This window comes from Parasutterella excrementihominis YIT 11859 (assembly GCF_000205025.1).
GTDB classification, from domain to species: domain Bacteria; phylum Pseudomonadota; class Gammaproteobacteria; order Burkholderiales; family Burkholderiaceae_F; genus Parasutterella; species Parasutterella excrementihominis.
In genome coordinates, this window is the sequence record NZ_GL883760.1 from 69628 (window position 1) to 89716 (window position 20089).

The window sequence follows — 20089 nt, forward strand, 5'->3', positions numbered from 1 at the left end:
GTGTTCGGCAGAGTGTACACCGAGAACGATTTACCGCTCTTTTTTCAAGACCGCTTTAAGCCGCCGAAAAAAGAAGGCCCCCGAAGGAGCCTCCTGTTCAAGATTGATAAAAAATTAACCGACCCAGAAACGAGCGTTCTGGAAGATTCTTGCCCAAGGCGTTACGTTCTTCAGAAGCGGTGAACGCCAGGACATCTGGGTTGCACGCCAGCTGCGTTCAGGATGAGGCATCATAATCGTAGCGCGTCCGTCGGCCGTCGTAAATGCTGTCTTACCGCCGTGAGAGCCGTTCGGATTGAGCGGATAGATTTCCGTCGGCGTCTGTTTGGAATCCACGTAGCAAGCGGCGCAGATCGCTTCAGCCTCGTCGAGCGGATTGGCCCAATACGCACGTCCTTCACCGTGAGAGTTCACGATCGGAAGGGTGGCGCCGGTCATATCCGTGAAGAAGATAGACGGTGACTCGAGAATCTTGACATTGACCAAACGAGCTTCGAACTGCTCGGACAGGTTGCGGACGAAAGCGGGCCAATGCTCGGCACCGGGGATAAGATCCTTGAGCTGAGAAATCATCTGACAGCCGTTGCAGACGCCCAGCGTAAACGTTGTCGGCGTTTCGAAGAAGCGGCGGAATGAACTCTGCAGCTTGGCGTTGTGCAAAATGGTCTTTGCCCATCCGCCGCCAGCGCCCAACACGTCACCGTAGGAGAAACCGCCGCAGGCTGCTAAACCCACAAAGTCGGCAAGTTTGGCTCGGCCTTCGAGGAGGTCGGTCATATGCACGTCAACGGCATCAAAGCCTGCCTGCAGGAAGGCACTGGCCATCTCGTTTTGGCTGTTAACGCCCTGCTCTCTCAAAATCGCAACTTTCGGACGAACGCCGGTGTTGATAAACGGAGCAGCGAGATTTTCTTCAGGATCAAAGCCCATCGTCAGCACTAAGCCGCCGTTGTGCTTGTCAGAGATCAGAGCGTATTCGCTGTCGGCGCATTCGGGATTGTCACGCATTCTGGCAATCTGCCAGCTGACTTCATTCCAAGCTTTCTGCAGGTCGACGCGGTCTTCAGAGAGAACGCATTTGCCTTCAAGATAAATATTGAGGTGGTCATCCTGCGTCAGGTTGCCCAGATACTTCAGCGACCAGCCCATACCGGCAGCCTCGAAGTCTCTTTCCACTTCGGCGGCACGCCCGCGGGCCACCTGAATGACGGCACCGAGTTCTTCGTTGAACAATGCTTGGTTAAGCGTGCGGTCTTTGCTCACAAGGGCATCAGCCACAATTTCAACGCCGACGTGGCTGGCAAACATCATTTCACAGAGTGCCGCAGCTAAGCCGCCGTCACTGCGGTCGTGATAAGCCAGGATGGCGCCTTTAGCAGACAGAGAGCGAATCAATTCCAGGAACTTTTTCAGCTCTTTGGGGTCTTCCATATCCGGAGTGACGGAATCAAAGCGCTGAGTCACCTGAGAGTAGACGGAGCCGCCGAGACGATCTTTGCCGTGTCCGAGGTCAATCAGCAGGAGGGAGCTGTCGCGAACCGTTTCGGCAAACATCGGCAGAAGGTTGTTTCGAATGTCATATACCGGTGCTGCCGCAGAAACTACCAAAGAAACGGGGGACACGACGGTCTTCGCCTCTCCGGCCTGATCCTTCCAGGAAGTCTTCATGGAAAGAGAATCTTTACCGACGGGGATGCTGACGCCTAACTCCTGACAGAAGCAGCTTGCCGCACTGACGCCGTCATAAAGCGCGGCGTCCTGGCCTTTGGCGCCGCAGGCACCCATCCAGTTGGCAGACAGGATGATGCGGTCGAGATTTACGTCGGCGCTGACCAGATTCGTCAGCGCTTCGCCGATCGCCATACGGCTTGCTGCAGCCGCATTGGAGACGGCAATCGGCGTTTTCTCGCCCATCGCCATTGCTTCGCCCTTGAATTCTTCAAAGGAAACGGCCGTCACGGCAGCATCCGCAACCGGAACCTGCCAGGGACCGACCATCTGATCGCGGACAGTCATGCCGCCGACCGTTCTGTCGCCGATCGTGATCAGGAACTTCTTGCTTCCGACGGTCGGATGAGCCAAAACTTCATACAAAGCTTTGCGTGTATCGACTGCTTTATCCGTTTCCATCTTCACGGGTTCGGCGTGTTCGGCATCGCGGTGCATCTTCGGCGTTTTGCCGAGCAAGACGCTCATCGGCATATCCACGGCGGGTTCTTCGCCGGGACCGCGCGTAACGACCAATTCGTCGTCGGCAGAAATCTCACCTAAAACAGCGTAGGGACAGCGTTCACGTTTGCAGTACTGATCAAACTGTTCAAGACGTGCCGGATCAATCGCCAAGGAATATCTTTCCTGAGACTCGTTGCACCAAATCTCGAGCGGGCTCATGCCGCTTTCTTCAACCGGAACTTTGTTCAGATCCAGTTTTGCGCCCTTGCCGGAAAGGTCTGCCAGTTCCGGCATCGCGTTGGAAAGACCTCCGGCCCCGATATCGTGAATTGCCAGAATCGGATTTTCTTCACCGGCTTCCCAGCAGCGGTCGATTACTTCCTGAGCGCGGCGTTCCATTTCCGGGTTGCCGCGCTGAACGCTGGCGAAGTCTAAGGATTCACTGTTGGCTCCGGCGCCCATAGAAGAGGCTGCACCGCCGCCGATACCGATACGCATGCCCGGACCGCCCAGCACCACAAGGAGCGTGCCTGTCGGAAGTCCGAGTTTATGTGTCTGATCGTTGCGGATGTTGCCCAAGCCGCCGGCCAGCATAATAGGCTTGTGATAGCCGTAGCGAGTTCCGTCAACGTTGGCTTCGAAAGAGCGGAAGTACCCAAGAATGTTGGGGCGGCCGAATTCGTTGTTAAATGCAGCGCCGCCGAGCGGACCCTCGATCATGATCTCAAGCGGAGAGGCCATACGGGAAGGTGCGCCGTAGTAGGGAGCGGCTTCGGAAGCCTTGCTGACGTCACGGTCGTTTTCCCAGCCTTGTTCGTGGCCCGGAATTCGAAGAGCGGAAACGGTAAAACCGGTTAAGCCGGCTTTAGGTCTTGCACCGCGGCCGGTCGCGCCTTCGTCACGAATTTCGCCGCCGGAACCGGTTGAGGCGCCGGGGAACGGAGAAATCGCGGTCGGATGATTATGCGTTTCTACTTTGAAAACCGAGTGTGTCGGTTCAACCACGGTGGAATAAGAACGGCCGCCAACGGCGTCTTCATTGCCGCGCGGGTACATGCGGGCGGTATCGCCGCCCTCGAAAATAGCCGCATTGTCGGAGTACGCAACAATAGTTCCTTCCGGATGAGCCTTATGCGTTTCGCGGATCATGGAGAAGAGCGACTTGTCTTTCTTTTCTCCGTCGATGGTCCAGCTGGCGTTAAAAATCTTATGACGGCAGTGCTCGGAGTTAGCCTGAGCAAACATCATGAGCTCCACGTCTGTGGGGTTACGGTTCAGCTTGGTGAACGCATCAATCAAGTATTGGATTTCGTCTTCATTTAATGCCAAGCCGAGTTCGATGTTTGCCTTCTCAAGCGCTTCCCTGCCTTTCCCGATAATGTCGATAGACTGCATGCTCTTGCCTTTGGCATCGGCAAATACGATGGCCGGATTCACGTCCGGGCTCACGACGCTCTCTGTCATGCGATCATGCAGAACGGCAGCAACTGCCTCACGTTCCTCGGGCTTGAGGACGGCATTTCCTTTCAAAATCAATTCATAGCAAGTGCCTCGTTCCACTCGAAGCACTTTTCTGAGTCCGCAGTTATGAACGATATCCGTTGCCTTAGAAGCCCAGGGAGAGATCGTTCCCAAACGCGGGATAACCATGAAACGCTCGGTCGAAGCAGTAACAATTGCTTCTTCACCGTAGTCGAGGATCGATACCAGCGTGTGAAACTCTTCAGAGGAAAGAGCGCCGTCTACATTGACAAAATGAATATAGCGGCTGTTGAGAGTAACAACTTCCGGACAGATCTTTTGAATCTTTTTCAAAAGACGTTCAGTCCTAAAGTCGGAAAGTGCACGTGAGGCATCGAGGCGTAACTGTGTCGTATTGCTCATTTTTAAGCTTTGTTCCTGTGGGGGAATTCGCTTCCTCCGGGATTGTGGATCAAGATTGAAAGAGGTTTGGAGTCAGTATTCTAATATTTTCGACCTTGCTTCGGACCATTGGCGAAACGGTTTGCCTCGGTACTGCTGCTTAGGCCAAAAACAACAAATCCCAAGGCTCCGAATACTCAGAATTCCTTGGGATATTTTTTGCATATGTCGGTCTCAATTACGGGATAAGGATGACACGGTAATCGTTGATGTTGGTCCTTGTGGGGCCGGTATCAAGCAAATCACCGAGTTTGCCGAAGAATTCCTCTGCATTATGTTCCTCAAGGTACTGCTGGGGATCTAAGCCCAATTCTTCGGCTCTAGCCATGCTGTCGGGACGCAGAATTGCACCGGCGGCCTCTCCGTTCCCGTCCACACCGTCGGTGTCTGTAGCCATGGCGTAGATAGGCTCACCCTTGAGTTCCTGAGCAAGCGCCAGCAGGAACTCTGAGCACGGGCCGCCCTTACCGATGCGTCGGCCGGTCAGCGTTACCGTGCACTCTCCGCCGGATAAAAGCACCACCGGTTTGCGGCGCGGCTTGGAGAGTTCGAGACGAACTTTGCGGGCAACCTGCTGAGCAACCGCTTTTGCTTCACCGGTAATACCGTCGCCGATAATAACCGGACGCATGCCTTTCTCCTTAAAGAAAGCTGCTGCGACTTGCAGACCTTTGAAAGAGTTCGCAATGATCTTATTTTTGACGCCGCGCATTCTCGGATCACCGATTTTAGGAGTCTCGGGAATAATGCCGCGAGCACCGTTGCGCAGGTGATTCAAAATCGAGGGAGGAGCTTCGACATGCGCCTGGCTCAGATACCACAGAGCATCGGCATAAGTGGAGAAGTCTTCGGCACATGGTCCGGAGGCGATATCGGAGGGATTGTCGCCGACGGTGTCCGAAATAATCAGAGAAAGGACTTCGGCACCTTTAGCGCGGGCAGCCAATGCGAGCTGACCGCCTTTCACCTGTGAAACGTGTTTGCGGACAGCATTGATATGGTCGATGGAAGTGCCGGACTTCAGCAAATCCTCCGTCACCTTCCGAATATCTTCAATGGTGACGCCTTCGACAGGAAGAGAAAGAAGACTGGAGCCGCCGCCCGAAATCAAGGCAAGCAGCAAGCTGCCCTCTTTCAGATGGTCGAGCTGATCCATCATCTTCTGCGTTGCTTCCAAGTTTGATTTGTCCGGAATCGGATGAGAAGCCTCAAGTACCTGAATCTTATGAGTCTCCTCCGAATGGCCGTGGCGCGTGATCACCACGCCCGTTAAATCTTTTTCCGGCCAAGCCTGCTCCACCGCTGCAGCCATACTGGCGGCAGCCTTTCCTGCACCGACGACAACCACATCTCCTTGGAAGGTTGAAGGGATATGAGGCGGCACAACCTTATGAGGATCTGCGGCATCAATTGCTACATAGAAGGACTCTACGAGGAGCTCTTCAAAACGGTCTTTTTCTTTAGTCAAGGGAACCTCTGCTTTATCATTCTTAGTTTCCTAGATATCGGGCGGTTTTACTAGCGGGGATTTCTATTAATTCTTCCGGCGTTCCTTCAAAAAGGATTGTTCCTCCGTCCTCTCCGCCGCCCGGACCCATATCAATAATCCAATCGGCCGCTCGGATAACATCCAAGTTGTGCTCGATAATCAATAACGTATTCCCCGCATCCTGCAGTTTCTTAAACACCGACAGCAACATCGAAACGTCGTGAAAATGCAATCCGGTCGTCGGCTCATCAAGTACGTACAGTGTTTTCCCCGTTCCCCTCTTGGAAAGTTCATGCGCCAGTTTCACGCGCTGAGCCTCTCCGCCGGAGAGCGTTGTCGCACTTTGTCCTAACTTGATATAACCAAGTCCGACATCTGCGAGGGTCCGCAGTTTTCTCGCAACTGCCGGAACCGCCGAGAAGACCTCCAAGGCTTCATCTACGGTCAGATCCAGCACTTCCGCAATATTTCTTCCTTTGTATTCAACTTCCAACGTTTCACGATTGTAGCGGGTACCACCGCAAACGTCACATGGAACATACATGTCAGGTAAAAAGTTCATTTCGACTTTTACCAGACCTTCGCCTTCGCAGGCCTCACATCGACCGCCTTTGACATTAAAGGAGAAACGTCCTGACCCGTATCCCCTCTCTCTCGCAATCGGAGTTTCCGCAAATAAATCACGAATACCCGCAAGAACGCCGGTATAGGTTGCAGGGTTGGAACGAGGCGTCCGTCCGAAGGGACTCTGGTCTACAGCGATGACTTTATCGAAAAACTGGAGACCCGACACTGATTTGTAGGGACAAGGCTGAGTTTGCGCACGGTTCAGAGCATGAGCGGCGATGTTGTAAATTGTCTGGTTCACTAAGGTCGACTTGCCCGAGCCGGACACGCCTGTCACAACGGTCATAAGACCTACGGGCACGGAAACATCTACATTCTTCAGGTTATGGCCCGAAGCGCCTTTGACCTCCAAGAACCCGCCGTCCGGTTTCTTTCGCTCCGTATTTTGGCGAACTTTAAGCCTGCCGCTGAGGTAAGCTCCCGTCAGGGAATTGGGATCGGCTTCGATTTCTTTCGGCGTCCCCGCAGCAATGACTTCTCCGCCGTGCACGCCGGCAGCCGGGCCCATGTCCACAACGTAGTCGGCAGCTCGGATGGTGTCCTCGTCATGCTCTACAACAACCACACTGTTGCCAAGATCTCTCAGCGTTTTCAGCGTGTGAATCAGCTTATCGTTATCACTTTGATGGAGACCGATAGAAGGCTCGTCGAGTACATAAATAACTCCGCTCAGTCTCGAACCGATTTGACCGGCCAATCGAATTCTTTGCGCTTCACCGCCGGAAAGTGTGTCTGCCCGTCGATCCAAGGTGAGATAGCTCAGCCCCACATCAATTAAAAACTTCAGACGAAACAGGATTTCGTCGATGAGCTTTTTACCGATATCCAGAGACGCGCCTTCGAGCTTGAGCGTTCGGAAATAAGTCTCTGCCTTGTCCAACGGAAGCGCCGAAATATCCTGAATGGCTTTTTTGTGCTCTCCCGAACCGATGTAAGTGCTGCGTGCAGCCTCATTAAGTCGGGCGCCGCGACAAGCAGGACAAGTCTGAAGCGAACGCCATTTTTCAAGATCGGCTTTCACTGCAGAACTTTCAGTTGTCTCAAAACGCCGATTCGACATCGGAATAATGCCTTCGAAGGGCTGCTCGCGAGTGATCTTCTCTCCCTTCGGACTGCAGAAGGTCAGCGATATCTTGTCCTTGCTGCCGTACAAAACCATTTCCTGCGCCTCAGGACTCAGTTTTTCCCAAGGCTCATCCAATGAAATATGCTTTGCTTTAGATAAATCCTGAAGCAGCGTGAAGTTGTACGGCTGCGTGCAGCTCCAGCCCTGTACCGCACCGCTTCTTAGGGAGAGCTCGGGAAATTCAACTACTTTATTGATATCCCAGCCGTCGACCTCTCCCATGCCGTTGCAAGTCGGACAACTGCCGGTTGGACTGTTAAATGAGAAAAGTTTAGGCTCGAGCTTGGGAACCGAGTATCCGCAGTAAGGACAGGCATATCGGTCGGAAAAGACTTCTTCTTCATTGTCATCCATATCAAATGCGATGACCTTTCCGTCCGACAGTCTCAAGGCCGCTTCCGCGCCTTCAGCAATACGCTGACGCGAATCTTCTTTGACCCTTAGACGATCAACAACAATATCTAAGGTATGAGCGCCCTCTTCGAGTTTCGGCAGCTCATCAATCGTCACAATTTCGCCGTCAATGCGGAAACGTGTGTAGCCCCGTGCCTGCAAGTCCTCTAACAAAGAGGCGACATTTGAATTTCTGCCCTTTGAAACCGGTGCAATCAGCAGGGTTCGCTTGCCCTGATATTTCAGAAGAATCTTATCGGCAATTTCAGAAACCGGGAGTGCTTTCAGAGGAATATCGTGGTTCGGACAATACGGCACGCCGATGCGGGCAAATAGCAATCGGAGGTAATCATTGATTTCCGTGATCGTTCCTACCGTCGAGCGAGGATTATGACTCGCGCCTTTCTGTTCGATTGAAATGGCGGGAGAAAGCCCTTCGATAAGATCTACGTCCGGCTTTTCCATCAGCTCAAGAAACTGACGGGCATATGAGGAAAGACTCTCGACGTAGCGCCGCTGTCCTTCGGCATAGAGCGTGTCAAATGCTAAGGAACTCTTTCCGGAACCGGAAACGCCGGTAAGGACCACAAGACGGTCCTTGGGAATATCGATATCGATATTCTTTAGGTTATGTGTTCGCGCTCCGCGGATTCGGATTTCTGACATCGGTTTTTCCTTTTGTGTGAGCATATTAGCTAAATTCTTCATGGCTTTCACCTTTACCCACCCGTGGAGCCAACTTTAACGAATACCGCGGAATTCCCTATGGGTGAACGCGAGGATAGATGGCGGTCGAACTGGTGAGGTTCGCGTGATAGGAGCATCTGGTAAGGCGTGCCAGTTCCTCACAATCTTCGCGCACGTGAGTGCAGGAGAGTTCATCCTCGTCTGCTCCGTTCGTTTTTCTTCCGGATCGTTAAAATGTGCGGCTCGGTCGGAAAATCAGCCGGCCGCATCTTTTATCTCTTCAAAAGGAAAATCATGGCCTCTGTGAACAAAGTCATCCTTCTCGGTACGCTCGGACGCGATCCTGAAGTCCGTTTCTCTGCTAATCAGCTTCCTATCGCATCTTTAAGTCTGGCGACGTCTTCTTTTAGACGCTCCGCAGAAAGTCAGGACAGAATTGAAGAGACCGAATGGCATCGAGTGACATTGTTCGGACGTCAGGCCGAAATCGCTCAACAGTATCTCCGAAAAGGTTCCCGCGCTTACATCGAGGGGCGGCTCCGCACTAGAAAATATGAAAAAGACGGACAAACGCATTACGTCACTGAAATCGTTGCAGAACAGCTGCAGCTGATTGACCGCCGCCAGGATTCTCCCGCCGACGGAAACTTCTCTGACGGAAATTCCGGTTACGCTCCGAGCAGAAGCGCTTCACGCAGCAGCGGATATTCCTCCGGAAACCAGTATGCTTCTCAGCCTAAAACTCAGAACGCGTTCGACGACGAAGAACCTCCGTTCTAATCTTGATTTCAAGCCGCTTTTCTGCGGCTTTTTTACAGTTTTGTGTTTTTATTTCCGAAGGTTGTCGTTAGAATGAAACGATCAACATGAGGAAGAATTAACAATGGCTTCTGTAAATAAAGTAATTATTCTCGGCAATCTCGGCCGGGATCCTGAAACCCGTTTTTCCGGAAACAACCTTCAAATCACTTCGATGAGCGTCGCTACGACCTCTTATCGCAGAAGTGCAGAAACTCAGGAGCGCGTAGAAGAAACGGAATGGCACCGTGTGGTCCTTTTCGGTCGCCAGGCTGAAATCGCTCAGCAGTATCTGAAGAAAGGCTCTCGCGTTTATCTGGAAGGCCGCCTTCGCACTCGCAAATGGGAAAAAGACGGACAGACACACTATTCCACCGAAATCTTGGCTGATACGCTGCAGCTGATCGACAGAAAATCCGACGTAGTCGGAGGCGGTCAAAGCTACGCACCGCAAAGCAGCGGTGACGGTTTTGAATCTCCGGCCGCTCCGCGCCGCTCTGAATTTACTTCCGGCGCCCCGGCCGCACGTCCTGCAGCGCCTGCTCAGCCGGCAGCTCCGGTTCCTTCGGCCGCGCCGACGGATGATTTTGAAGCAGACGAAATTCCGTTCTAACAAGACCACATATGGTTAAGCCGCCCGCGGGCGGCTTTCTCTTTGTCCGGAGAACAGCTATTCGTGGCGAACGGCCTCGATCGGATCGAGCTGAGCCGCTCTACGGGCCGGAAAGTAACCGAAAATAATTCCGATAAACGCGGCAAAGCAGAATGCCAGCACGTTGATGCCGGGACTGAAAATAAAAGGCACGCCCATGAAGTGCGTCAGCAAAACAGAAGCGCCGAAAGCCAAGATAACTCCGAGCAGGCCTCCGAAGCAGGCGAGCATGATGGATTCCACAAGGAACTGAAGCAGCACTTCCCGCTCGGTCGCGCCGATCGCCAAACGCACACCGATTTCTTTTGTGCGCTCCGTCACACTTACCAGCATGATGTTCATAATGCCGATGCCACCGACCAAAAGACTGACCGCTGCCACGGCACCGAGAAGCATCGTCAGCACCTGCGTAGTTTTGGAAATCGTTTCAATCAGCTCCGAGGTATCAAGAATATTGAAGTTGTCCATCTCAGAACTCGACAAAGAGCGTCTTTCTCGCAGAAGAAGCCGAGAACTCTCTTTGACGCGTTCAATATCACTGCCGGGTTCCACCGCCACGGTAATCAGAGGAATGCGAACATTTCCGCTGATGCGGCGCTGGAAAGTGTTCAAAGGAATAATGACAACATCGTCTTTGTCCATTCCCATGCCGGACTGGCCTTTTTGTTCAAGCTCGCCGATGATTTGGCAGGAGAAGCCTTTGACGCGTAGCAGTTTGCCCAAAGCATCGTGGTTTTCAAAGAGCTCTTTTTTAACCGTCTGTCCGATGACACAGACCGCACTTCCGGCCCTAAGCTCAGACTGCTCAAAATTTCTGCCTTCCTGAATCGTCAGATTATTGATGGAAAAATAGTCGTTGGTCGTTCCGATCACGGAGGTCGACCAGTTCTTACCGTTTGCCACGACGACTTGAGTGGATGTGCGCGAAGGCGCTACCGCTTTGATACCGGCGATTTGTGTCGCCAAGGCTTCCGCATCCGATTCTTTGAAAGACGGCGCACCGACAGACTGCCCCGGACCCAACCTTTGGCCGGGACGAATCATCAGCGAGTCCGATCCCAATGAGGCAATCTGATCACGCACCTGCTGAGTCGCGCCGTTTCCGACGGTGACCATCGTAATCACTGCCGCCACGCCTATCACAATACCAAGCACGGTCAGAATCGACCGCATCGGATTTCGGAATGTTTGTCTGAGCGCAAGAAGAAGAGCGTTGCCTAACATGGTTTGTTCTCCTGATCCGAAGCTACGGTACCGTCCACGAAGTGAACGATACGTTTCGCGTATTTGGCCATGTCAGGCTCATGTGTCACCAATACAACCGTAATGCCTTCTTCATCGTTGAGTTTTTGGAGAAGCTTCATGATTTCAACGCTTCGATGCGAATCCAAACTTCCCGTTGGCTCATCTGCAAGGAGCAGTTTCGGGTGCGTCACGATGGCGCGCGCAATGGCAACACGCTGCTGCTGACCGCCGGAAAGCTCGGCAGGCGTGTGGTCTTTCCACTGCGTCAGGCCGACTTTATCCAAAGCTTCCAGCGCCATTTCATGACGTACTTTGGCTGGTTCTCCGCGGTAAAGCAAAGGAAGCTCAACGTTTTCGATCGCACTGGTGCGGGGCAGCAGATTAAACCCCTGAAAAACGAAACCTAGATACTGACGGCGTAAGAGCGCTCGCTGATCACGCGTAAAGTGTTCGACGTGAAAACCGTTGAATAAATACTGTCCGCGTGTCGGCGTATCCAAGGCACCAATGATGTTCATCGTTGTCGATTTTCCTGAACCGCTCGGACCCATAATCGCAACGAACTCTCCGGCATTGATGCTCAAGTCCACGTGATGGAGCGCATCAAATGCAGTCGGCCCGGTCCCGTAGCGCTTGCCGATGCCGATTAACTGGACAAGCGGCTTTTCTCCGGAACTCATTATTTCGCTCCGCGTCTTTGGTCAACGATAACCTTATCACCGGCCGAAAGCTTGCCTTCGAGCACTTGGGTCATCTTGCCGTCCGTAAAGCCGACAACCAGCGGAACCGGAACGGCGTGGCCGTCTTCCTCTACATAGACTTCCGCCTTCTTCTGCGAAGCGTTGGGGCTCGTCACAGAACCGGCGCTCTTGCGCACACTTCGTCTCATCGGCGGTCCGAAAACGTTCATTGCCGGCGCCTTAGATTCCGAAGAAACAGTGGGTCTGAATCTCAAAGCAGTATTAGGTACCAGCAGTGCATCCTTTAATGCGACGGTACGAATCGTTGCGGTCGCTGTCATGCCCGGGCGCAGCAGAAGGTCCGGATTCTTGACATCCAAGTAAGTAACGTAAGTCACCACGTTATCCGTCTTTGTTGATCCAAAAGCAACTTTTTTCAGCTCGGCCGGGAAGTTTCGATCCGGATAGGCGCTTACTGTAAAGCTGGCCTTCTGGCCCGGTTTCACCGCTCCGACGTCAGCTTCATCAACGTTCACCTGCAGCTCGAGATCTTTAAGATCGGTCGCAAGCTTTAAAAGTTCTACGGCTTGAAGCGACGCGGCAACCGCGTAGCCCGGCTCAACGGAGCGAGCTAAAACAACGCCGTCAATCGGGGAACTGATATGGGTCTTGGATAAGTCGCTTTCTGCCGACTTCAGCGCCTGCTCACTGTCCGTGATTTTTGCTTGGGCGCTTTGAACGGAAGCCTGAGCTTTGGCAACCAAAGCCTCCTGAGCATCAATTTCGGTCTTACTCGGGCTCTTGCCGCCGGAAAGACGTCTGACTTCCTGAAGTCTCGACAGTTTGGCCTTGGCTTCTTTCAACGTTGCCAAGGACTCTGCCAATGTGGCCTTAGAAAGATCCAGGCTCGCTTTGGCTCGCTCTACCGAAGCTTTCAGTTTGGTGTCGTCGAGCTCAATCAAAACTTCGCCTTTTTTGACTTGATCATTCACGTCGACATTAACCTTTCGAACGATACCGGACAGTTCGCTGCCTAGCGACACGGTTCGAATGGGATTGATCGTTCCGTTGGCGGAGACCTCAACCGTCAGATTCCCTTTGGTCAGAGGCTGAGTGACAAAACCGACTTGTCCCTGACTGCCTCTGAAGAAAAAGTAGTAAACGGCAAAGAGGATGCCTAAGAGAATCAGAAGAACAAGCCAGAAGCTACCTCGCTCATAGAGCGGCTTAACTTTATCGGCGCCCAACAGCCCTTCAATATCCGTTTTCTGCGCTTTGGTTGTATTTGTTTTATCTGTCATTATTTTTAAACTCCTGAGGAACCGTCCACCCTCCGCCTAACGCGGTGTAAAGGTCAATGTAGCCTTGTGCAATTTCAGCCTCCACACTCGCAAGGGATTCCTGAACAGTCAAAAGCGTTCTTTGGGTCGTCAGCACGACGGTGAAGTCCTGAAGGCCGGCACTGTAATTCTGCCGTGCGGCTGTCGCAGCGTTTCGTGCCGACTCGTCGGCAACGACCAATGATTTTTTACGGGTTTCCTGAGACCACACTTTGTTGAGCGCGTCTTCTACATCCTGAACGCCCGTGAGCAGACTCGCTTCATAGTCAATTTTGGCTTGAGCTGCCTGAGCATCGCGCTGCTCAACCTGCGCCATGAGAGATCCGGCGTTAAAGATCGGCAGCGTCAGTGAGCCAAAACCATTCGAATTATGAGTGCCCCATTCACCGAGCTGGCCCATGATCGATCCCGAGAGTCCGAAAGAGCCGCCGATCGAAAGACTCGGGAATAGCGCCGACTTAGCCTGTGCGTAACGCGCCAGAGCGCTCATCACTTTTGCTTCTGCCATACGCACCGCCGGACGATTGCGAAGCGTCTCGCCCGGAATATTGAGCGCTAAATTACGCGGCGGCTGGGGAATCGGAGCCGTCGAAGTCGGGTTAACTGCCTCGGGCGTGGTTCCGATTAGGCGAGCGATTAAATTGCGGTACTGCATGACCTGAGCTCGATACACGGGAATCGAAGCACGAGTCTGCTCGAAGGAAGTGCGCGCCTGATCGACATCGGTCGAAGGAACAAGTCCGGATAAATAACGCCAATTGGCGATATCCAGTGCTTCCTGCTGAGTTTTGGCGTTTTCCTGAGCTACGTCCAGCCGCTTCTGAGCGAGCCGCATATTGACATAGGCGCGGGCCACTTCAGCTGCGATTCGAGTCTGAACATCTCCCAAACTCGCTTGAGAAGACAAGTAGTCGGAGAACGCTGCTTCTGAGGCCGCAAAACGACCGCCGGCATCGATTGTCCAGCTAACGTTCAGACCGATGGAAAAGGCATTGGAGCCGTGGCCGAGAGAGTGGCTGCGGCTGGCTCGGTAGTTGCCGTCAAGTGTCGGGAACAGACCGGCATTGGCTACCGTCATCGAAGCTTGCGCGTAACGAAGATTTTCCTGTGCGGATCGAACATCCGTATTAGCCGCCTGTGAGGCCGCAACCAAGCGAGCGATTTCCGGATCGCTCCAAGTTGACCACCATTCGGAGAGGTCGGCAGCCTTCGTTGCTTTGAGGGCGGGACTGCCGCTCCACTGGTCGGGAATTACTTTTTTATCCTGTTCGGTTATTTGGAATTGAGGGATGGATACACAGCCGCTCAAGGCCCCAAATAAGAGCGAGAGGATAAGACCGGTACTGTTTCTCATAGGGACTTCTTATATAAATTGTCTCATCCTCAAGTTTCTCAAAAACCCAAAAGTTTTCCCTTTTCAATTATTTAAGGTTTGAAATTAATTGTGTCTTTTGAGAACAAGTGCAACAACTTCAAATAATTTAGCAAGCATTAGTTAGCGAGCTTACGAAGAACTTCAGGAAGCAGATATTCATTGGTCGCGACTGCCGATAAATCTTTAAGAGGATTGCCGCCTTTCATGCTCACGAGTCTGGCCCCGCTGCCTTCGATGACAGGTACTAGTGCTGCGACATCCCAGTAGTTCAAATCCGGGTCAATCATGATATCCGCACCGCCTGTTGCTACCGAGAAATAGCCAAAACAGTCGCCCCATGTGCGGTAGAGCTTAACTTCGTCAATGAGAGACTGCATCTCTTTTCCGCCCTTCTGCTCCGGAGTCGTCCAGTGAGACGTCACGACAAGCGTCGCATCTGCAAGATTTTTGGTTTCTTTGCAGTGCACTTGACGAACCTTGCTGTCCGGACCGTGCAAAATCGCCCGCTCCCCATCTCCGATGAGCCAAACGCCGACGTGGGGATGTGAAATCACGCCGAGCATTGGCTGAAATCCGTTGCCGTCATCTCGCTCCACGGCAATCAGCGTACCGAAATGGAAGGCATTATGGATAAACGCGCGAGTGCCGTCGATCGGATCCAAAATCCAGCGGTAGCGCGGAAAACTGTCGCCCGAGGCTTCTTTGATCCCGAATTCTTCTCCGAAGATGCCGTGCGTAGGAAAATGCGCCTCAATCCATTCACGCATAACCTTTTCGGCGCCTCGGTCGGCAGCAGTCACCGGCGTGTGATCTTTCTTGTCGAACACTTCCGTGCCTGCCAGGAAACGGGGGAGAATTTCTTCGTTAGCCAAGGAGATTAATTTCTTGATTGCCGGCTCAAAGAGTTTTAATTCCGCCTCTGAACAGCCGGCGCAGTAGGATTGTTTTTTCTCAGACATTTCTCCGCTTTCTCCCATCTTTGTTAAAGTCGCCTCTCGGCAAAAATCGGTCATTTGTCAAATTATTCTCGACAAAGACGATTGATTGTTTCACAATCAAAGGATACGTCAATTAATTTCATAAGAAAGGAAAAAGCATCATGCCTATTTTCTCAACCGAAAATCTCAGAACAGTTGCCTTGGTCGGCCATGGCGGTAGCGGAAAAACCACCTTGGCGGAAGGAATTCTTGCCAAAGCAGGCATGATCATTACATGCGGTTCTGTCGAACGCGGCACAACCGTCTGCGACTCCGACCCGCTCGAAAAAGCGGTTCAGCACTCTCTGCGTGCAGCCTGTACGCACTTCGAAGCAGACAACGAAAACGGACAGGAAGTTCGTGTGCACATGATCGACACTCCGGGATACCCAGATTTCGTCGGTCAGGCCTTGGGTGCTCTCGACGCTGTTAAAACAGCCGCCATTGTGGTGGACGCCACCGCCGGCATTCAGCTCATGACCCGCCGCATGATGGATTGGGCCAAGGAACGCAATCTCAACCGCATGATCATCGTCAACAAGATTGACGCAGAACACTTAGATTTGCCGCGTCTGGTTGAAGAGCTCAGAGAAGCCTTCGGCCAGGAAGTCATGCCGATTAACCTGCCCGCCAACAACGGCGCCCGTGTAATCGACTGCTTCTCCAAAGACGAAGGTGAAGCCGACTTCATGAGCGTACCCGAAGTCCATCGCGCTTTTATCGAACAGGTCGTGGAAGTCGACGACGCCGCTATGGAAAAATACCTTGAAGAAGGTGAAGCTGATCCGAGCACACTACACGCTCCGCTGACACAAGCACTCCGCGAAGGCCACATCATCCCGATCTGCTTCGTCTCCGGCAAGACCGGCGCTGGTGTCGACGACCTCATCAACGTGATGGTCCGCCACCTCCCGAATCCGTCCGAAGCCAATGCTCCGCTCTTCACCGATGAAAACGGAAATGACGTTGAACTTAAGTCCGATCCTGAGCTCCCGCTGGTTGCTCACGTCTTCAAAGTAGTTAATGACCCGTACGTCGGCAAGGTCGGTGTGTTCCGTATCCATCAGGGTACCCTGCGCCGTGACGATCAGCTGTTTGTTAACGACAACAAGAAGCCGATCAAAGTTTCTCACCCGATGATTCTTCAGGGCAAAGAGACCACTGAAGTTCGCGAACTGGTGCCGGGCGATATCGGTGTTATCGCCAAAGTCGACGAACTCGTGTTCGACAGCGTGATTCATGCTTCTCACGAGCACGACAACATCAAGATGAAACCGCTGAGCTTCCCGAAACCCATGTTCGGCTTAGCAATTTCTCCGGCTCGCCGCGGCGATGAAGGCCGTCTCTCCGACATTCTGCATAAGCTCCTGTCCGAAGACCCGACACTCGAACTCGAACACGACACCACATTGAACGAAACCGTTCTTCGCGGTCTGAGCGCTCAACACTTAAGAAGCGTTCTCGAAAGAATGGCTGCGCAGTTCAAGCTTGAAGTCAACACTCGTACACCTCGCATCCCGTACCGTGAAACCATTGCTCAGGGTGCTGAAGGCCACGCCCGCCACAAGAAACAGACCGGCGGCGCCGGCCAGTTCGGTGAAGTCTATCTTCGCATTGAACCGCGTGAACGCGGGGCCGGTTTCGAATTCGTTGACGAAGTCAAAGGCGGCGCAATTCCGTACAACTTCATCCCGGCTGTAGAAAAAGGCGTCCGTGACGCTTTGGATACAGGCTATGTTGCCGGTTATCCGATCCACGACGTTCGCGTTGTCGTCTATGACGGTAAGAGCCATCCAGTTGACTCCAAGGAAGTTGCTTTCGTCTCTGCCGGCAGAAAAGCCATGCTTGACGCTCTGTCCAAAGCAAAACCGACGATCCTTGAACCGATCGTTGACGTTGAGATTGTTGCTCCGGACAGCGCCATGGGTGACATCACGGGCGACCTCGCCAGCCGCAGAGGTCAGGTAACCGGTACCGCCAACATGGCCGGCGGCATGATGATCATCTCCGGCACGGTGCCTCTGTCCGAGCTCGACGGTTATGCCGCTCGTCTGAATGCCATCACTCAGGGTGCCGGCAGCTACTCTATGGAACTGGCCGGATACGCTCCTGTTCCGATGCAGCGCCAGGTTGAGTTGGCCTCCAACTATCACAGGAAGGATGAAGACGAATAATCCCGTCCTGACTGAATAAGTCTTTTCGGCCCGCGTTTTGCGGGCCTTTTCTTATTTCCGCGGCGCCGTCCTCAATCTCTTCTCAAGGTTAGTGAGGAAGAAAACCCGCCGCTCTATAATTGTCTAGCTTATGCAGCACGGACAAAGACTTGGCGAAAGCCTCCTTCCTTGCCGTGTTTTTTAAATTTTTTAGCTTCTATTATTTAAGCGAAATGCCTATCTACTCTTACAAGTGCTCTAACTGCGGCTACACAAAAGATGTTCTGCAGAAATACTCCGATGCTCCTATTACCCATTGTCCGAAATGCAACATGGAAACGATGGTTAAGCAGCTTTCGGCACCCGGCTTCGAGCTCAAGGGAAAAGGTTGGTATGCTACAGACTTTAAGGGCGGATCTTCTGCAGCCCTGCCTGCCTCCCACTGCAATGAAAATTGCCCTGCTAAAAAAGATAAGTGATTTGCCTTACTCCCGAATCCGAAAGACATACAACTGAATTGTCATTTTGGGTACCCATTGTTTAGAATGAACGGGAATTTATTGATAGAGCACGAAAAGTGCTCGCTTTTGCGGAGTTTTTAATGCGTACTGAATATGCAGGTTTGATTGACGAGAAATTCCTCGGTCAAACTGTCACCCTCTACGGCTGGGCCCATCGCCGCCGCGACCACGGCGGTGTTATTTTCATCGATTTGCGCGATCGTGAAGGCCTGGTCCAAATCGTCTGCGACCCGGATCGTCCCGACGTCTTCGAAACTGCCGATAAAGTCCGTAACGAATTCGTTGTGGAGGTTAAAGGCCTGGTTCGTGCTCGTCCGGAAGGCACTCGCAACGAAAACCTCATCTCCGGCGGCGTTGAAGTGCTGGCTCAGGAACTCAAGATCCTGAATCCTTCCGCACCTCCCCCCTTCCTGCTTGATGACGAAAATCTCTCCGAAACCACACGTCTGACTTATCGTGTGCTCGACCTTCGTCGTCTGCCGATGCAGCGCAATATGAAGCTCCGCTACAAAGCTGCAATGGCTTTCCGCCGTTTCCTTGACAAGCACGGCTTCATCGACATCGAAACTCCGATGCTCACCAAGAGCACTCCGGAAGGCGCCCGCGACTATCTGGTTCCCTCTCGTATTCACGACGGCCACTTCTATGCTCTGCCGCAGTCTCCTCAGCTCTTCAAACAGATGCTGATGTGCGCAGGCTTTGACCGCTACTACCAGATCGTTAAATGCTTCCGTGACGAAGACCTTCGTGCTGACCGTCAGCCTGAATTCACTCAGGTGGATATTGAAACCAGCTTCCTGAACGAAGTTGAAATCCGCGCCCTGATGGAAGAGTTGATCCGCGCCGTCTTCAAAGAAGCCATCAATGTCGACCTGCCCAATCCGTTCCCGATCATGCTGTGGACGGATGCAATGAACAACTACGGTTCCGACAAGCCCGACCTTCGCGTCAAGCTCAAACTCACAGATCTCACCGATCTGATGAGCAACGTTGACTTTAAGGTCTTCAGATCCGCTACCGAACTCAACGACGGCCGCGTCATGGCTCTCCGCGTTCCTCACGGCGCTTCCATGCCCCGCAGCGAAATCGACGGCTACACCGAATTCGTTAAGATTTACGGTGCCAAGGGGCTGGCCTACATCAAAGTTAATGACATCAAGGCCGGAAGAGAAGGTCTCCAGAGCCCGATCGTTAAGAACCTTTCCGACGATGTCCTCAAGGCCATCATCGAAAGAACCGGTGCTCAGGACGGCGACGTCATTTTCTTTGGCGCCGACCGCAAGAAGATCGTTTTCGACTCCCTCGGCGCTCTGCGTCTGAAAGTCGGTCATTCCGGATTCGGCAAATCTCACGGTCTGTTTGAAGAAGGATGGAGACCTCTGTGGGTCATCGACTTCCCGATGTTCGAGTACGACGAGGAAGAAGAACGCTGGGTTGCCTGCCATCACCCGTTCACCAGCCCGAAAGACGGCGACGAAGACAAACTCGTTACCGATCCGGAAAACTGCTTCGCCAAAGCCTACGACATGGTGCTCAACGGCTGGGAAATCGGCGGCGGCTCCATCCGTATCCACAAGGCTGATGTTCAGAGCAAGGTATTCAACGCTCTCAAGATCGGTCCGGAAGAAGCCCGTGCCAAGTTCGGCTTCCTGCTTGACGTTCTGCAGTACGGTGCACCTCCCCACGGTGGCTTAGCCTTCGGTCTTGACCGTATCGTCACCATGATGTGCGGTGCCGATTCCATCCGTGACGTGATTGCCTTCCCGAAGACACAGCGTGCACAGTGCTTGCTGACACAGGCTCCTTCTCCTGTTGATGAAAAACAGCTGAGAGAGCTTCACATCCGTCTGCGCAACGAACACAAGAAGGAATAATCTGAATCTCTTTTGATTCACGGCCCTCCGACGGAGGGCCGTTTTCATTTGTGCGGT

Annotated in this window: 13 protein-coding genes; 5 read left to right on the forward strand and 8 right to left on the reverse strand. The window is 52.9% G+C overall.

Annotated features, from left to right (window positions below; genetic code table 11):
* Window positions 1–114: 114 nt before the first annotated feature.
* The 3 genes from purL to uvrA form a co-directional block, all read right to left on the reverse strand.
* Complete coding sequence (gene purL, locus HMPREF9439_RS11740) at window positions 115–4056, reverse strand: phosphoribosylformylglycinamidine synthase (RefSeq protein ID WP_008810195.1); 3942 nt, start codon at window positions 4054–4056, stop codon at window positions 115–117.
* A gap of 217 nt (window positions 4057–4273) precedes the next feature.
* Window positions 4274–5563 (reverse strand): glycerate kinase type-2 family protein, encoded by a 1290-nt coding sequence (locus tag HMPREF9439_RS11745; protein WP_008810196.1) that lies wholly within the window; start codon window positions 5561–5563, stop codon window positions 4274–4276.
* A 22-nt stretch (window positions 5564–5585) separates the two neighbouring features.
* The gene (gene uvrA / locus HMPREF9439_RS11750) at window positions 5586–8396 is read right to left on the reverse strand and encodes an excinuclease ABC subunit UvrA (RefSeq protein ID WP_040603669.1); all 2811 of its coding nucleotides are present in this window, start codon (window positions 8394–8396) and stop codon (window positions 5586–5588) included.
* Window positions 8397–8711: 315 nt separating this feature from the next.
* Here uvrA and HMPREF9439_RS11755 point away from each other — a divergent pair, with 315 nt between their 5' ends.
* Window positions 8712–9197: a single-stranded DNA-binding protein gene (locus HMPREF9439_RS11755; RefSeq protein WP_021868174.1), complete on the forward strand. Its 486-nt coding sequence runs from the start codon at window positions 8712–8714 to the stop codon at window positions 9195–9197.
* Window positions 9198–9300: 103 nt separating this feature from the next.
* Window positions 9301–9828 carry a single-stranded DNA-binding protein gene (locus HMPREF9439_RS11760; protein ID WP_008810199.1) on the forward strand — a complete coding sequence of 176 codons (528 nt, stop codon included), beginning with the start codon at window positions 9301–9303 and terminating at the stop codon, window positions 9826–9828.
* Window positions 9829–9885: 57 nt separating this feature from the next.
* Here HMPREF9439_RS11760 and HMPREF9439_RS11765 read toward each other — a convergent pair whose 3' ends face one another.
* The 5 genes from HMPREF9439_RS11765 to HMPREF9439_RS11785 all read right to left on the reverse strand — a co-directional run bounded on the left by HMPREF9439_RS11765 (window position 9886) and on the right by HMPREF9439_RS11785 (window position 15466).
* Entirely contained in the window at window positions 9886–11091 is a 1206-nt protein-coding gene (locus HMPREF9439_RS11765; RefSeq protein WP_008865015.1) for an ABC transporter permease, read from the reverse strand.
* Window positions 11085–11792, reverse strand: a complete 708-nt coding sequence (locus tag HMPREF9439_RS11770) for an ABC transporter ATP-binding protein (RefSeq protein ID WP_008810201.1) — start codon at window positions 11790–11792, stop codon at window positions 11085–11087. Before HMPREF9439_RS11770 ends, HMPREF9439_RS11765 begins: the two co-directional genes overlap by 7 nt.
* The gene (locus HMPREF9439_RS11775; protein WP_008810202.1) at window positions 11792–13093 is read right to left on the reverse strand and encodes an efflux RND transporter periplasmic adaptor subunit; all 1302 of its coding nucleotides are present in this window, start codon (window positions 13091–13093) and stop codon (window positions 11792–11794) included. The genes HMPREF9439_RS11770 and HMPREF9439_RS11775 overlap by 1 nt, the downstream gene beginning before the upstream one ends.
* On the reverse strand, window positions 13083–14486 hold the full coding sequence (locus HMPREF9439_RS11780) for an efflux transporter outer membrane subunit (protein ID WP_008810203.1): 1404 nt from the start codon (window positions 14484–14486) through the stop codon (window positions 13083–13085). Before HMPREF9439_RS11780 ends, HMPREF9439_RS11775 begins: the two co-directional genes overlap by 11 nt.
* Before the next feature lie 137 nt (window positions 14487–14623).
* Entirely contained in the window at window positions 14624–15466 is an 843-nt protein-coding gene (locus HMPREF9439_RS11785; RefSeq protein WP_008810204.1) for an inositol monophosphatase family protein, read from the reverse strand.
* 140 nt (window positions 15467–15606) lie between these two features.
* Here HMPREF9439_RS11785 and fusA point away from each other — a divergent pair, with 140 nt between their 5' ends.
* The 3 genes from fusA (at window position 15607) to aspS (ending at window position 20032) form a co-directional block, all read left to right on the forward strand.
* On the forward strand, window positions 15607–17658 hold the full coding sequence (gene fusA / locus HMPREF9439_RS11790) for an elongation factor G (RefSeq protein WP_008810205.1): 2052 nt from the start codon (window positions 15607–15609) through the stop codon (window positions 17656–17658).
* Window positions 17659–17870: 212 nt separating this feature from the next.
* Complete coding sequence (locus HMPREF9439_RS11795; RefSeq protein WP_021868173.1) at window positions 17871–18116, forward strand: FmdB family zinc ribbon protein; 246 nt, start codon at window positions 17871–17873, stop codon at window positions 18114–18116.
* Window positions 18117–18238: 122 nt separating this feature from the next.
* Complete coding sequence (gene aspS / locus HMPREF9439_RS11800) at window positions 18239–20032, forward strand: aspartate--tRNA ligase (RefSeq protein WP_040603670.1); 1794 nt, start codon at window positions 18239–18241, stop codon at window positions 20030–20032.
* Window positions 20033–20089: the final 57 nt, after the last annotated feature.